Source organism: Mesonia ostreae, from assembly GCF_031845265.1.
Classification (GTDB): Bacteria; Bacteroidota; Bacteroidia; order Flavobacteriales; family Flavobacteriaceae; genus Mesonia; species Mesonia ostreae.
Genome location: NZ_JAVRBG010000001.1, coordinates 328,826 through 343,021 on the forward strand (window position 1 = coordinate 328,826; position 14,196 = coordinate 343,021).

Here is a 14,196-nt window from a genome sequence, read left to right on the forward strand (position 1 = left end):
AAACTATAGCTATACAAATGCTTTGTTTCTAACTTCCATTATTAAGACGACTGTGATCTTTAAATTTATAATCGAACACCTATAGGATTATTTATAAAAATACAAAAAATATTCTTTAAGAGAAGAAGAATTTTGTAGCCAGTCCCTCTAAAAAATTCAATTATAACAAATTCTAAATAATGAGAATTCTTAAAAAATTAGGTCTTCTGTGAAGGATTAAGTATTCGTAAACTTGTATATATTTCTTAAAAAGTGTATTATTCCTGAAATAAAAAAAATGTTAGATTTTATAGTCGTTGGTGCTGCACAAGCTGGCTTATCTATTTCTTATTATTTAAAAGAATTAGATAAGAATTTTATCATTGTAGATAAAGAAGACGAAGTAGGCGCGTCTTGGCTCAACCGCTGGGATTCATTAACCTTATTTACACCAACAGAATTTAACCATCTTCCAGGATTAGATTTTCCCGCCCCAAAAGGACATTATCCCAATAAATATGAGGTTGCCGATTATTTTAAACGCTATACCAAAAAGTTTAATTTTCCTTTAAAACTAAACACGTTCATAGAAAAGATTGAAAAGAAAGAAGATCGATTTGTTCTTACGCATCAAAATGGGATTTACGAAGCTAAGAATGTAATTATTGCCACGGGACCATTTCACATTCCGTATACGCCGCCTTGTTCCGAAGATATTTCAGAAAATATTTTTCAAATACATAGTAATTTTTATAAAAATCCTTCTCAGTTAAATGCTGGTCCTACAATGGTGGTGGGTGATGGCGATAGCGGCGTACAAATACTTGATGAGGTCTCGTCCCAAAAAGATAGAAAAACATACTTCTCTGGTGATACAGATATTAAAACGCTGCCGCAAGAAATTTTGGGAAAAACCCTTTGGTGGTGGTTTACAAAAACTGGATTTTTAAGTTTTAGCAAGGATTCTTATGTGGGGAAAAAAATAAGTCAGTCTAGACAACCTGTTATAGGAACTGATGTGAAAGCAATTTTAGAACGGGAAAATGTAATTGCTGTAGGCAGAACTAATGATGCACACGAACATCGCATAGAAACCGATGAAAAATCTATAGAAGACATTAAAAATATAGTTTGGGCTACAGGATACCGTCCTAATTTTTCTTGGATTAAAGGTTTAGAACTTACCCACGAAGCCTATCCAAAACACAAACGAGGCATTAGCGCAATGAAAGGACTTTACTTTATTGGTTTACCTTGGCTGCATACCAGAGGTTCTGCCACACTTGGAGGTATTAAAAAGGATGCGAAGTACTTAAAAAAATATATAGCTAAGAATTAATCGCGCATCCTCTAAAAAAAAACTTTTTAAACCAGGTAAGCTAGTTGTTTATCATCTAATCCCGATGAAGTTTTGGTTCAAACAACCGAATAATTAGTAGAAGTCTTTTTTCTTTTAAGGACAATAAAAATGCAAAAATTTTTAATTAGTCTTTATCTAAAACCTTTTTCCCGTAAGCCACGCTTTCAAATACATCATCTCGCATTTTTTTTGCTGAAATAATTTCAGGCTCTAATTTTGTCTTTTCTTTTCGCCACTCTTCCTCGCTTAAATCTCTTTTGGTGTGAACATCTGGAAAGTTTTCAGAAAAATCTTTCATCCAAGTCATCATGTGATCGTGTGCTTGCTTTAATCTTTCTTCGGCTTTTAGAAATTTCTCATTAGGTTCCTCTGTTTCTAATGCATTTTTCTTCTTTAAAGTAGCTATCAAATTGGCTATTTCACCCATTTTAGGCATTGCTTCATCGTGATAAGCAAAAACTTCCTTTAAAGTTTTGTCATAGTTCTCTTTGGCTTGAGAGGTTTCTTTTTCACAGCTTACTAAAACTGCTAATAAAGAAAACAATACTAGAATTTTTTTCATAATTAGTTTTTAGTAAAAGTAATTATTTTAAACGGATTTGCCTAAAAGTTGGCATGGATCCAATCTTTGATGATCTCTAAAACTTTAGGAGAAATGGTCTCTTCTATTTGTCCGTATTCATTCGGCATGCCTGTGGTAGCGGTTTGGAATAAGTGATTTAAATTCTCCAATTCTTTTACCGTCACGTTTTTATTTCCGCCTTGAGCGATATTCTTCTCAATTGCTTGTAAGTTTTGAGCTGCATTCACCTGTATATCTTTCGAACCATTAAGCGCTAAAACCGGACAAGTAACTTGCTGCAAAGCATTCGTTGGATCGTAGGTGAGAAATGAATACAGCCATTCATTCTTAAATTGTGCTTTTTGTTTTGATATTTCTGAAGTAGATAATGCCTTTTTCTTAGCATATTCTTCTATCTTATTATTTAAGTGTTTTTTCTCTACCGTATTTAAAATCTCATAAATACCTTTGTTTAAATTTACAATAGAATCTACTTTTGCCTTAGGCATCCCAGAGCCTCCTAACACGTCTTCTTGCTGTTGCAATAACAATTCATCTCCGCGAACTCCTGGTGCTGCCAAAAGAATAATTCCTCCCAAGTCTTTATCTTTTGAAGCGATTAATGGCGCGACTACTCCGCCTTCACTATGTCCCAATAAAACGATTTTACTTGCATCAATATCTTTTCTACTTCTTAAATAATTAACGGCTGCTTTTGCATCTTCGGTGAAATCATATATATTGGAGGTAGAAAAATTTCCGGTAGATTTTCCTACGCCACGATCATCATATCTTAAAACCGCTATCCCGTTGCGGGTAAGGTAATCAGATATTACCAAGAAAGGTTGGTGTCCCATGACTTCTTCGTTTCTGTTTTGGGGTCCGCTGCCGCTGATTAGAATTACGGTAGGAAAATTCTTAACCTCTTTAGGCTTGGTTAAAGTTCCTGCCAAGTTCACAGTATCTTTTATATTTTCAAAAGTCACCTCTTCTTTCAAATAAGGATAAGGTTTTTTAGGCACTTGAGGTCTGTTAATTTCTTGCTCTTCTTGTGTAAGTTGTAAAGGAATTTGCATTCCGCTTTGGTGGTATTCTCCCGTAAGTTCGCCGTTTTTTAAAACTGCAGAATACTTCATCATCATATTGGGAGCCGAAATCGTTAAAGTATCTTGACTAAATGTCGTATTCGCCATAGGAATTCCCATAACGCCTTGATCTGGGCTATCCATGGTACTTTTTAAATTATCGCCGTCTTTAGAAATATGATAGACAACACGAATTTTTTGACCTTGTACTTCCAAAACTCCATACCAATCGCCCGTAATTTCTTGAGCTTGTAAAGTGATGGAAACTATAAAACTGATTAGAAAAAAAGATAAATATTTCATAAGGCTTAGTAATTAATTAATAGTTTAGAAAGTATTTCTGCTACAATAATGGCGATCACAAATAAAATGGTATAGGTCGTCCCTTTAGCATTCGAGGCTACTTTTGTTCCATTATACAAGAGAGCCAACTGCCAAACGATTGCTAATAAAGAAAATCCGGAAAAAACCAGTAACAAGAATAGGTTAGCGATAGCAATATCCCCCTTAGCAAGTGCCATAGGGTCTTTTAAAATTTCTTCAGAAATTCGTACCATCAAGCCATTCACATTAAAAACGCTAAGTAAGTAATAAGGCAATCTTGCAAATAAGCAAACGGCGAGCATATCAATAATTCGTGTTCTTTTATTCATATAAAAAGCCACCGCTCCTAATGAAATCAATAAACATGCAACATTAACTCCTTGGTCTGCAAAAGCTTGCCACAGTTCTATTTGAGAAGCAAAATGCAAGTCTAAAACGCCATCAAAACGAGCCTTAAAGAAAAAAGCCAAAACAGCACCTGCCACAAGAGCCAAACTGCCTACCAGAATTAAAGTACGCTCTTGGTAACGCTCAAACGGATTGTAAAGTAATTTATAGTTCATTCTTATTGCTGAATTTGATTTAACTTTTCTATAATTTCATCTAACATATTTCTTACTGTAGGATAACTTTTATTTAGTTGTGTCGCCATTTTTTTTAGGCTTCCGCCGGAAAGCATAAAGTCTAGAATAAACTGTTGATCTTCTCTAGGTAAATTTGCTAAAACCGGTAAATCAAAACTTCCAGAAATAATTGTATCGCAAGCCTCACAAGAAAGCTGACTCACTTTTAAGCTCTTTGCACAACTGGGACATTTTACAGGTAGTTTTTTCATTTAAAGACTTTGTTTTGAATAAAAGTAAGTATAAAATCAATTATATTAAAACATTTTTAAATATTATTTAATAAAAGTCTATAAATATTGATTGCTTCAACTAAATATAATTGCGGTATAGCCCTAAAATATAAGATATGATGATAAAATGATTACCGCTGAAAACTACCAGCATCCAGTTAAAAATGATGTGAAGTTGATGAGTCCTTTAATACATAAGAAATCTAACAAGGTTTTAAATTTGATCCTGACTTTTTTAAAAGTGATTTTATCGAAATTGAGAGAGAAATTTTATTCTAAAAAAAATAGTGAATATCAATTAGTTACAATTAGGTTTTGGTTCTTGATTCTAGCAACGTAGCGGTCCGCCCGAGAGTATTACTTCGGTACGGGCGGGTCTTGCCTCTTTGTCAAATAGCAATGCTTTAATGTATTAGGGTATACCAATTTCTAAGTAAATTGGAAAATGATCTGAACCGATATTCTCCCCTACTTCCCTTTTCTTTACCCTAATATTTTTACTGATTAAAGCGTGATCTAAATTAGTTTGAAGCGGAAGAAAGCTGGCTGGCCAAGTAGCTAATATTCCGAAGCCTTCCCGACTGTCAGATAGCGCTACTTTTTGTTTAAAATTTTTAAAATTTCGGGAAAAAGAAGAGGTATTCAAATCTCCTATAACTACTGCGTTCTGTGGCTTTTGGATGGCTAAGAAGTTGGCAATATTATCTAACTGACGGTTTCTTTGTTCAAACTGTTCCTGTCCCACAGGAGGAAATGGATGTGTCGCAATAAGTGAAAATGCCTTTCCTTCTAATTCATAGCTTAACAGAATAGAAGGCAATTTATATTCAGAAAAATAAAGAACAACAAATTCGGCGGGGATTTTACTCCATACTCCAATCCCAAAGTTATCTTCTCGCACCTCTTTTAAATGATAATCGTAGGTTTGTAAAACCTCAGCTAAATCTTCATTCCAGCGAGAGGTTAGTTCTGCTAAAACTAAAATATCAGCATTTTTTTCTTTTATAAATTCTTCAACAGCAGTAACATTTTGGTTGCTCGATAACAAGTTGATACTCGCAATAGAAATAGATTCTTCGCTTCCCAGTTTCGCTTCCGCGGAAGCGTTTACGTAAAATGGATATATTTGATAAACACTAAAAGTAATTCCGAAGAATAAAAAAAGTATCCACATCATATTTTTCTGAAAAGCAAAAATGAGCAATAATAGTAGCATCAACACCAAGTATTGGACTTGGAAATTAGAAAATATATCGATCCACCATACTTGATACAAAAAATAAGGAACTAGGCTAAGCGTAACAAGTACCAACGCTATGATTTTGCATAATAGCTTTAGAAAAGATTTGTGATTAGCTTTCATCATCACTAAAATTAAACATTTAAAATTATGACGCTTATAAAGCCTATAAGTTACGTGTTTATTAGAAATAATCTTACAGATAATTTTTCAAAAAATAGCTGCTTAAATCTTATCTTCGCTTTAAGCAGCACACAAATCTAAAGAGGTAAATGCAGTAATTATTCAAAAACATTTCTACTTCGCAAGAGTTAAAACCATAAAAACAGACCCCTATGATTCAAGAGATTAAAAAATATTATGGTTCACAGTTTGAGCCTGCACTTATAGAAGAAATTAATCGTGTGGCTACGTTTATGGACGTAGAGGAAGGTCAAGATTTAATAAAACCGGGACAATACATTAAGTCGATGCCTTTATTACTTTCGGGCAGCATCAAAATTATGCGCAACGATGAAGAAGGACAAGAGTTGCTGCTCTATTATCTAGAACGCGGAGAAACCTGTGCAATGACGATGACTTGTTGCATGGGAAATACAAAAAGTGAAATTCATGCCATCACCGAAACTCCGGTAAAACTATTAATGATTCCCATTGGAAAAATGGAAGAATGGTCTAGCAAATATAAAACTTGGAGAAACTTCGTGTTTTCGAGTTATCACTCCCGAATGATGGAGTTACTTGAGAGTGTGGACAATATCGCTTTTAATAATCTAGATGAGCGCTTGGAGAAATACCTACAAGAGAGAATGAAGATTTTAAACAGTAAACACATCTACACTACGCATCAACAAATTGCATCAGATTTGCATACGAGTCGGGTGGTGGTTTCTAGATTACTTAAAAAAATGGAGAATAAAGACCGAATAAAATTACACCGCAGTTTTATTGAGGTCTTGTAACATCAGTTACCCAATACACTGCTAAAACGCAGTACATTTGCCAAAATTAGATCATTAAATAAATGGAAGTTACAGAAATTTTTGGTTACGTAGGAGCTCTTTTAATAGGGCTAGTATTAGGTTTAATTGGGGGCGGCGGCTCTATTCTTACCGTACCTATCTTGGTGTACGCACTTAGCCTTAATCCCGTGATCGCTACCGCATATTCCTTATTTATCGTAGGATCTACTTCTCTTGTGGGTGCCGTTAGAAATATGATGAAAGGTATGGTAGACTTTAAAACGGCTATCATTTTTGCTATTCCTGCTTTTATCGCTGTTTACCTTACCAGAGCTTTTTTGATTCCCGCTATTCCTGAAGAGTTGTTTCTGGTGGGCGATTTTGTAGTGACCAAAAACCTGGCGATTATGCTATTCTTTGCGGTCATTATGTTGCTTGCCTCGTTTTCCATGATTCGGAATAAACAGAAAGAAACCAATGAGAATGAAGTCATCACCTATAATTACCCTCTTATTATTATTGAAGGACTTGTGGTAGGAACAATCACAGGAATTGTGGGTGCTGGCGGTGGTTTCTTGATTATTCCCGCCTTGGTATTATTGGCAAAATTACCTATGAAAAAAGCGGTGGCCACTTCTCTTTTTATCATTGCTATAAAATCTCTCATAGGCTTTTTGGGCGATGTACAAACTCACGAAATCGATTGGGTGTTTCTACTTTCGTTTACAGCACTTTCTATCGTTGGAATATTTGTAGGCATTTGGTTAAATCAATTTATTGACGGCAAAAAATTAAAAAAAGCATTCGGGTGGTTTGTATTACTAATGGGCGTTTATATTATTTATAAAGAGCTAATTATGTAACCTTGGTTACTAAAATCAACCCTAAAAACCACTAATTTCACCTAGAGATTAACGCTTCCGCGGAAGCAAAAAAAACAATAAAAACTTAAACTTAGATATTATGAAAATTGAGCAAATTTATACCGGTTGTTTATCCCAAGGGGCTTATTATATTGAGAGCCAAGGCGAGGTAGCGATTATTGACCCTTTAAGAGAAATACAGCCTTATATTGATAAAGCGGAAGCTTCTGGCGCAAAAATCAAGTATATTTTTGAAACCCACTTTCACGCCGATTTTGTTTCGGGACACATCACCTTATCGGAAAAAACAGGAGCTCCAATTATTTATGGCCCAAATGCGAACCCAGATTTTGAATCTATCACCGCTACAGACGGACAAGAATTTAAATTGGGAGAACTTACTTTTGTTGTGCTGCATACGCCGGGACACACTATGGAAAGCACTACTTTTCTCTTGAAAGATAAACACGGAAAAGACCATGCTTTATTTACGGGCGACACCTTGTTTTTAGGAGATGTAGGACGTCCAGATCTTGCTCAAAAAGCAGCAGATATGACGCAAGAAGACTTGGCAGGAATTTTATATGATAGTCTAAGAACTAAAATTATGCCTTTGGCTGATGATATTACGGTTTATCCCGCTCACGGTGCAGGATCTGCCTGCGGAAAGAATATGATGAAAGAAACGGTAGACACGTTAGGGAATCAAAAAGAGATGAATTACGCGCTGCGTAGCGATATGACTAAGGAAGAGTTCGTAAATGAAGTAACCGATGGTTTATTACCTCCACCTGCTTATTTCCCTATGAATGTGAAAATGAACAAAGAAGGTTACCAAAATATTGAAGAAGTGCTTAAACGCGGAAATAGCGCTTTAAGTCCAACTGCATTTGAAGCTGCAGCCAATGAAACTGGCGCTGTGATTCTTGATGTAAGAAAAGCGCAGGATTTTGCCAAAGGACATATTCCTGGTTCTATTTTTATAGGAATTGATGGCGGATTTGCTCCTTGGGTAGGAGATTTAATTAAAGATGTAGAGCAGCCTATTCTTTTAATTGCAGACCACGATCGCATTGAGGAAACCATCACACGTTTATCTCGTGTAGGTTTTGATCATACCTTAGGTTATCTAGAAGGTGGTTTTGAAGCTTGGAAAAAAGCGAGTAAAGAATACGATACCGTAACTTCTATTAGCGCACAAGAGTTTAAGAAAGCACAAGAAGATGGAAAAGATATTCCTGTATTTGATGTACGAAAGCCGGGAGAATTTGAAGCAGAACACTTACCAAATGTTCACCACACTTCACTTTCTGACCTTAATGATCATTTAGCAGAATATCCAGAAAAAGAAACTTTCTATGTGCATTGCGCAGGTGGATACCGCAGTATGATTGCTTCGTCTATTTTAAAAAATCGTGGAATTCATAACCTGATTGATATTCAAGGCGGTTTCAAAGCGATCAAAGAAGCAGGAATAGAAACGACAAACTATGTTTGTCCGTCTACCTTAAAATAAAAAATACGCCTGAATTGAATTTTTCCAAGCAGGCCTCATAATAACCCCTCAACGAGGGGGAAAGTGATTTTTTGGTTGGTTAGTAGAAAAGAGCGACATTGGATGGTCGCTCTTTTCGTTTTTTATTGTTTCTGAAACACTAAAGTCGTCATCGCACGTACATCTTGCACATTGGTAGTTTTTACAGGCTCGATGAGTTGTAAGGGATGAATTTCTAAAAGCTCTGAAATCAATTTACGCGTGACGTAAAAATTTCCCGTCTCTTTACTCTGTTTATCTTGTACAAAACCATTCTTCCCTTCTAAACCAATATTAGAGGCTACACGAATAAATAAAGTTCCTGAATCTTTTAGTACGCGAAGCATTTCTTTAATCATCGTATGAAAGTGTTCGCCGCTTTTTGCAAAATGCAATACTGCAGAACATAATATGTGATCAAAACTATTTCCGCCGTAAGGCAAATTTTCCAACTCCCCAACAATAAACTGTTTTGCCATTTTTGGGTAATTTTCTTGCGCCATATTAATGCGTTCTAGTTTGTTGTCTATGCCATAAAGTGAAAAATCATTATGATAAAACCATTTCAAATTTCTTCCTTCTCCACAACCCGCATCTAGAATAGATTGGCCAGGCTGGTAGGTGTTCTTTAAGATTTGATCAAGCACATAGATGTCTATATTTCCTATGAGATGATAAGTTTCTTCGTGATTCATGAGTTAGTATTTCTATAGACAAGTTAAGGATTAATATCAGGTTTAGTAACAAGGGTTACGTATTTTCACTTTTAGATTACTTATCTTTATACGATAATAAGCTAAAATTGCTTTTATAAACTTAAAAACACTAAAAAAATGAAAAATATAGTTTTAATACTGACTTTAATCAGCACTTTAACAGCTTGTAATGCACAACAGAAAGATAACATTGAAATTCTTTCTGCTACAGAATTTAAGGAAGCGGTTACCAATAAAGAGGTTCAACTGGTAGATGTTCGTACTCCAGAAGAATTTAAGGAAGGAGAGATTGATGACGCTTTAAACATCGACTTTTTACAAAATGAGAGCTTTACGACTCAGTTTGAAAAATTAGATAAAGAAGAGCCAGTATATATTTACTGTCGTTCTGGAAACCGAAGTGGTAAAGCTGCCAAACAGCTCAAACAAATGGGATTTAAAGAAATATATGATTTAGACGGTGGTTATATGAACTATCCTTATAAAAAATAGATAGTCAGATTTATACTTCACGCAAAATGCGCAAAGAAGAAAACATCAGGTTTTATTTCTTTGCGCATTATGCGTTTAAATTATATCGTCCATACTTTAAAACCTTATTCTATTTCATTTTTTAATAGGAACTCCGCATAAAGAGCGACCTTACAGTCCCGAAGTCTCGGAATTAAAAATCTGTGAGGTCTGGTTTCTAGTAAGTATCAAATAGTTCTGATTATATCACAATTTTAAAGTGAAAACCATTTTAAAAGTCAAATAGTATCGTTTAATATTTCATACATAAACTTTTGCAAGCTTAGCATTTCATTTTTACCCACCTTTCTACCCAAGCGTCCAGAAAAATAGAGTACAAACCAAAGTACAAAAAGTGCTCCCATTGCGATGATAGGCATTGTGCTGGGTCGCTCTAATCTAATGTTAGTGTACACCCATATCCCTGCGCCTATAAAAAGAGTTCCCACTACAAAATGCAAAAACATAAACATCGTCCATACGGTAGGACTTGGTCCATAAAGTCCTTTTAAAACTGTAGGTTGATCTTCAATTTTATAGATTTCTAAGTGTAATTGAGGCGACCAAAAATGTTGTTTTTCCTTCGGAAATCGTATAAATACATGATCGTCTGCTCTACTTGTTACAAAGCTTTCATTATTCTTTCCAGCCGACTTAAAAGCCACTAATAGCTTTTCGGGATCTTCATTTAGTTCTAGGCGAAACCTAGGACGTAAGACAACTTGGTTAGTTAATTCCATAATGGGATAAATATAGAACATTTACTTAATGTCGTGCAAGAGGAAAATATCTACATTTTTTTTGCTGGTCGAACAAGATGCTAGACTTTTAGATTTCTAGTAAATAAAGTCTAGAACCTAGAAAATAGACTTTTAGTTAACAAGACGCTTTGACTCAGGACTTTTTGAACCAAGACCTTTTGACCCACGACTACACCAATACCCGAATACACGAATAGTCGAATAGTCGAATAGTCGAATAGTCGAATAGTCAAAAATTACAAACTTTTCAAAAACTCCTTAAAATCTGGATGGCTATAATCAGCCATTCCATTATGTGTCATCACCAAGTTTCCTTTGGTATCAATTACATAAGTAGTAGGAATAGCAGAAGAATGATACATTCTAGGAACTCCGTTTGCTGCCGTATAAATAGGCAAATTGTAGCCTTTACGTTTATCAAAAGATTTGGCTTTTTCAAAATCATCATCTAAAGAGAGCATCACAAAAGCAACCTCATCTCCCATTTCTTCGTGCAGCTCATCAATGCTAGGCATCTCCGCCACACAAGGCGGACACCAAGTAGCCCACAAGTTCATAAAGATGACTTTACCTTTCAATTCTTCCAAAGAGACGGTGTTTCCTTCGCTATCAATCAAATCAAAATTAAAATCTGCTTTTGTCTTATTAGCATCAATTGCTGCCGCTTCTTCGCTTTCTGTGTTTTCTGTTACGGTCATTTCTTTCACATCAGGATTCATTAAACCGGTAGCAAGTATTCCGCGTTGAGCGAATCCAATTACTTCGGCGTGCAATCCTGTGATGTAAAGTACAACAGCGATTGCTCCAAAAATTCCGTATTGGATCCAAGTTTTCTTAGCGCTATCTTTTTTATTCTCTTTCATAATTATTTTCTATTGAAATTTATATTCGGTTCCAGGAACTGTAGAAAAAGAATACTTTCCAAGATAGTCACAATACGCTCTTCCCTCTAAGTTAGGAGATACTGGCGATTTCTTTTCTAAATATTCTTCAACCACTTCGTGGATGGTATAATCTTTAACTTCTACTTCTTCTACATTAGGCATTCTACACAAATTATCTATAGGATCTCCCGGACGCACACACGCAGAAATGGTATAATATTCATCATCTTGCATAGGTTCTCCTTTCACAGTAATGCTAGAAATACGCTTTCCTTTTTCATTCTGAGAATTAAAATTAACTTTCATCCCAGAGAAACGTACCAACCAACCGCCAAATCTTTCGGTGGCATTTTCAGCAAAAGCATTATGCATTTCACTTTCTAACCAATTTTTAATTTGCTTTCCAGTCGCTTTTCCTGTTTTCACTTTTTCGTTTACCGGAAGTAAATTCCATAAGTTAGCACGTGTGATAGGTTCTGGTTGTCCGTTTTCGGGAACTATAGGGTTTCCAAAACGAAAGCCATTGGAGATAGAAATATCTGCTCCAGTTTTCCAACGTGCGGCATCGGTAATCATATTATCCATAGGGTTTTCTACGGTTAAATAACGGTATATTGGTGTGTTGGTATAGCCTACCACCGTTTCTAAATAGTCTTTATAAGGTGCCTTTTCTCTATCTACAAGCGCTTGCAATTCTTTATCTGCAGGATATTTAATTGGGTCCACATCGATCAACTCATAATCATCTCCCACTAGTTTGCCATCTATTAAATGTAAGGTTAATTTCCCAACAAAAGAACCAAATGCACCTGGTTCTGTCACCTTAGCATATTTTCCTTGTATCAATTCTCGTACCCTTTCGTGCGTGTCATTACCCAATACATAATCTACATTTTCGGATATGGGATGATTTGCCAATTCTACTTGTTTAAAAACTCCAATATGCGTCACTAAGAACAGCACGTCTATGTTTTCTTTGACTTTAATATCATCTACCATCTTTTTTAAATCATCATCAAGACCGCTAAACCCAATCCCTTTACTAAAAATAGGATTTTGTCTAACAGGAACAGCGGGATCATTAATCCCTACAAAACCAATGCGAACGCCTTCAATCTCTTTTACCCAATGTGCAGGAAATAAAGGCTCTTTACTTTCGTCGTGGTGCATATTTTGTGCGATAATGGGCGTATCATAGCCTTTCATTATCTCCATCATGTTGTTTTTACCATAAACAACCTCCCAGTTTCCTGGAATAATCACATCATAGCCCATATTCTTAATAATATCTGGCATCACTTTTCCTTTTGATAAGGCCGCATAACCACTTCCTTGAATCAAATCACCACCATCTACAATAATAGTACGATTCGGGTTCTTTTCACGCTCTTGATCAAAGAGCGTTTTAATATTTGCCAATCCGCCACGATCTTTAAAGACTACTTCTTTGTCTTCCCAAAAAAGCTCTGGATGCGTATCTAATTGGCCGTGAATATCTGCCGTTTGGAGTATGGTTATACTCAAGGTATCTTTCGTTTCGGCGTTTTTAGCCATATCTTTTGAGGTTTCATTTTTACAAGAAACAGTGGCTATTAATATTCCTAAAAGGCTAAGCCTTGCTAAAATTGTGGTGTTAAATACGTTCATCATTATAAACTTAAACTTTTATAGCCCTTTTTCTGAAGCTGAAAATTATACAAAATTCCGTTTTCTACGACCTTCATTTCTTCAGGTACTTTTGTGGTATCGATTTTAAATTTGTTCAGCGAAAACCCGCAAGCTACTAAGTGTACTCCGGCTTCTTCCGCCTTTTTAATAAATTTATTCATTTTATGCGTATTGGTGATATCGCCTATTTGTTTTCCGCAGATAATCACTTGGAAATCGCCAAAATCTTCTCCTTCTTCCGCTTTAAGCGCTTCCGCAGTAAGAATTATGGGTTGCAATTGTGGTACCTTTTTAGTGAGTACCACATAATTATTTTTATCGTCTTGATGTTGCTGCGCCACTAGGTTAGCCGTGCTAAACAAGGCCAACATTAGAAAGAGGGAGCTTAAAATATATTTTTTCATTGTTAATTTTTTAGGTGAATGATTTAAAGTTTGAAGAATCCTAAATTGGTTTTCTTGACGTACTGGTATCGTTTAAAACAAAGAATAGAAGTCCGCCTAAGATGGCTATATTTTTAAAGAGTGGCCCCAAGGTTGTAATTTGCCCTACCTGAATCGTTAAGGTAATGGGAATTAAAACGCCCATCAAAATGAGCGCTGCCCATTTGGTTTTATATCCAATAAGGAAAATAAAACCTGCCAAAAGCATTACGATGCCAGAGATAATGATAAGCCATTGAGGTTCCCCAAAAAGATGGGCAATTCCTTTAAAATTAGCTTGCTCAATTCGCTTTGCCGTTTTTTCTACGTGCAACAAGTGATTAAATCCCGCTACGTGAAATATACCGCTAACGAATATTCTTAAAATTTGAACCGATCTAGAGTTGACTGAAATAGTTGTCGCCATGAGATATCATGTAAAATTAAGAGTTGATATTGTGCGGTGTCTA

At 35.6% G+C, this 14,196-nt stretch carries 16 protein-coding genes; 5 read left to right on the forward strand and 11 right to left on the reverse strand.

The window, feature by feature from the left end; all coding sequences use genetic code 11:
- Window positions 1–277: 277 nt before the first annotated feature.
- Entirely contained in the window at window positions 278–1,318 is a 1,041-nt protein-coding gene (locus RLT85_RS01625) for a flavin-containing monooxygenase (RefSeq protein WP_311400295.1), read from the forward strand.
- Window positions 1,319–1,463: 145 nt separating this feature from the next.
- Here RLT85_RS01625 and RLT85_RS01630 read toward each other — a convergent pair whose 3' ends face one another.
- The 5 genes from RLT85_RS01630 to RLT85_RS01650 all read right to left on the reverse strand — a co-directional run bounded on the left by RLT85_RS01630 (window position 1,464) and on the right by RLT85_RS01650 (window position 5,343).
- The gene (locus RLT85_RS01630) at window positions 1,464–1,901 is read right to left on the reverse strand and encodes a hypothetical protein (RefSeq protein WP_311400296.1); all 438 of its coding nucleotides are present in this window, start codon (window positions 1,899–1,901) and stop codon (window positions 1,464–1,466) included.
- Between the two features lie 41 nt (window positions 1,902–1,942).
- Window positions 1,943–3,289: an alpha/beta hydrolase family protein gene (locus RLT85_RS01635; protein ID WP_311400297.1), complete on the reverse strand. Its 1,347-nt coding sequence runs from the start codon at window positions 3,287–3,289 to the stop codon at window positions 1,943–1,945.
- Between the two features lie 5 nt (window positions 3,290–3,294).
- Window positions 3,295–3,873, reverse strand: coding sequence for a hypothetical protein (locus tag RLT85_RS01640; RefSeq protein WP_311400298.1), 579 nt, complete (start codon window positions 3,871–3,873; stop codon window positions 3,295–3,297).
- A gap of 2 nt (window positions 3,874–3,875) precedes the next feature.
- Window positions 3,876–4,145 (reverse strand): DUF2089 family protein, encoded by a 270-nt coding sequence (locus tag RLT85_RS01645; protein ID WP_311400299.1) that lies wholly within the window; start codon window positions 4,143–4,145, stop codon window positions 3,876–3,878.
- A 433-nt stretch (window positions 4,146–4,578) separates the two neighbouring features.
- Complete coding sequence (locus RLT85_RS01650) at window positions 4,579–5,343, reverse strand: endonuclease/exonuclease/phosphatase family protein (protein WP_311400300.1); 765 nt, start codon at window positions 5,341–5,343, stop codon at window positions 4,579–4,581.
- Between the two features lie 398 nt (window positions 5,344–5,741).
- Between RLT85_RS01650 and RLT85_RS01655 the strand changes: the two genes are divergently transcribed.
- The 3 genes from RLT85_RS01655 (at window position 5,742) to RLT85_RS01665 (ending at window position 8,747) form a co-directional block, all read left to right on the forward strand.
- Window positions 5,742–6,368 (forward strand): Crp/Fnr family transcriptional regulator, encoded by a 627-nt coding sequence (locus tag RLT85_RS01655; RefSeq protein ID WP_311400301.1) that lies wholly within the window; start codon window positions 5,742–5,744, stop codon window positions 6,366–6,368.
- Between the two features lie 62 nt (window positions 6,369–6,430).
- A complete protein-coding gene (locus tag RLT85_RS01660) occupies window positions 6,431–7,231 on the forward strand; it encodes a sulfite exporter TauE/SafE family protein (RefSeq protein WP_311400302.1) in 801 nt (266 codons plus the stop codon).
- Between the two features lie 100 nt (window positions 7,232–7,331).
- On the forward strand, window positions 7,332–8,747 hold the full coding sequence (locus RLT85_RS01665; protein ID WP_311400303.1) for an MBL fold metallo-hydrolase: 1,416 nt from the start codon (window positions 7,332–7,334) through the stop codon (window positions 8,745–8,747).
- A gap of 122 nt (window positions 8,748–8,869) precedes the next feature.
- On the opposite strand, the gene RLT85_RS01670 is transcribed toward RLT85_RS01665, so the two are convergent.
- Window positions 8,870–9,460 (reverse strand): class I SAM-dependent methyltransferase, encoded by a 591-nt coding sequence (locus tag RLT85_RS01670; RefSeq protein WP_311400304.1) that lies wholly within the window; start codon window positions 9,458–9,460, stop codon window positions 8,870–8,872.
- Window positions 9,461–9,598: 138 nt separating this feature from the next.
- On the opposite strand from RLT85_RS01670, the gene RLT85_RS01675 reads away from it, so the two are divergent.
- On the forward strand, window positions 9,599–9,973 hold the full coding sequence (locus RLT85_RS01675; protein ID WP_311400305.1) for a rhodanese-like domain-containing protein: 375 nt from the start codon (window positions 9,599–9,601) through the stop codon (window positions 9,971–9,973).
- Between the two features lie 257 nt (window positions 9,974–10,230).
- Here the strand turns inward: RLT85_RS01675 and RLT85_RS01680 are convergent, their stop codons facing one another.
- The 5 genes from RLT85_RS01680 to RLT85_RS01700 all read right to left on the reverse strand — a co-directional run bounded on the left by RLT85_RS01680 (window position 10,231) and on the right by RLT85_RS01700 (window position 14,153).
- On the reverse strand, window positions 10,231–10,731 hold the full coding sequence (locus tag RLT85_RS01680) for a GTP-binding protein (protein ID WP_311400306.1): 501 nt from the start codon (window positions 10,729–10,731) through the stop codon (window positions 10,231–10,233).
- 257 nt (window positions 10,732–10,988) lie between these two features.
- Window positions 10,989–11,615: a TlpA family protein disulfide reductase gene (locus tag RLT85_RS01685; RefSeq protein WP_311400307.1), complete on the reverse strand. Its 627-nt coding sequence runs from the start codon at window positions 11,613–11,615 to the stop codon at window positions 10,989–10,991.
- A 9-nt stretch (window positions 11,616–11,624) separates the two neighbouring features.
- Window positions 11,625–13,283, reverse strand: coding sequence for a bifunctional metallophosphatase/5'-nucleotidase (locus RLT85_RS01690; RefSeq protein ID WP_311400386.1), 1,659 nt, complete (start codon window positions 13,281–13,283; stop codon window positions 11,625–11,627).
- 2 nt (window positions 13,284–13,285) lie between these two features.
- Window positions 13,286–13,708, reverse strand: a complete 423-nt coding sequence (locus RLT85_RS01695; protein WP_311400308.1) for a DsrE family protein — start codon at window positions 13,706–13,708, stop codon at window positions 13,286–13,288.
- A 40-nt stretch (window positions 13,709–13,748) separates the two neighbouring features.
- The gene (locus RLT85_RS01700) at window positions 13,749–14,153 is read right to left on the reverse strand and encodes a DoxX family protein (protein WP_311400309.1); all 405 of its coding nucleotides are present in this window, start codon (window positions 14,151–14,153) and stop codon (window positions 13,749–13,751) included.
- Between the last annotated feature and the right edge of the window lie 43 nt (window positions 14,154–14,196).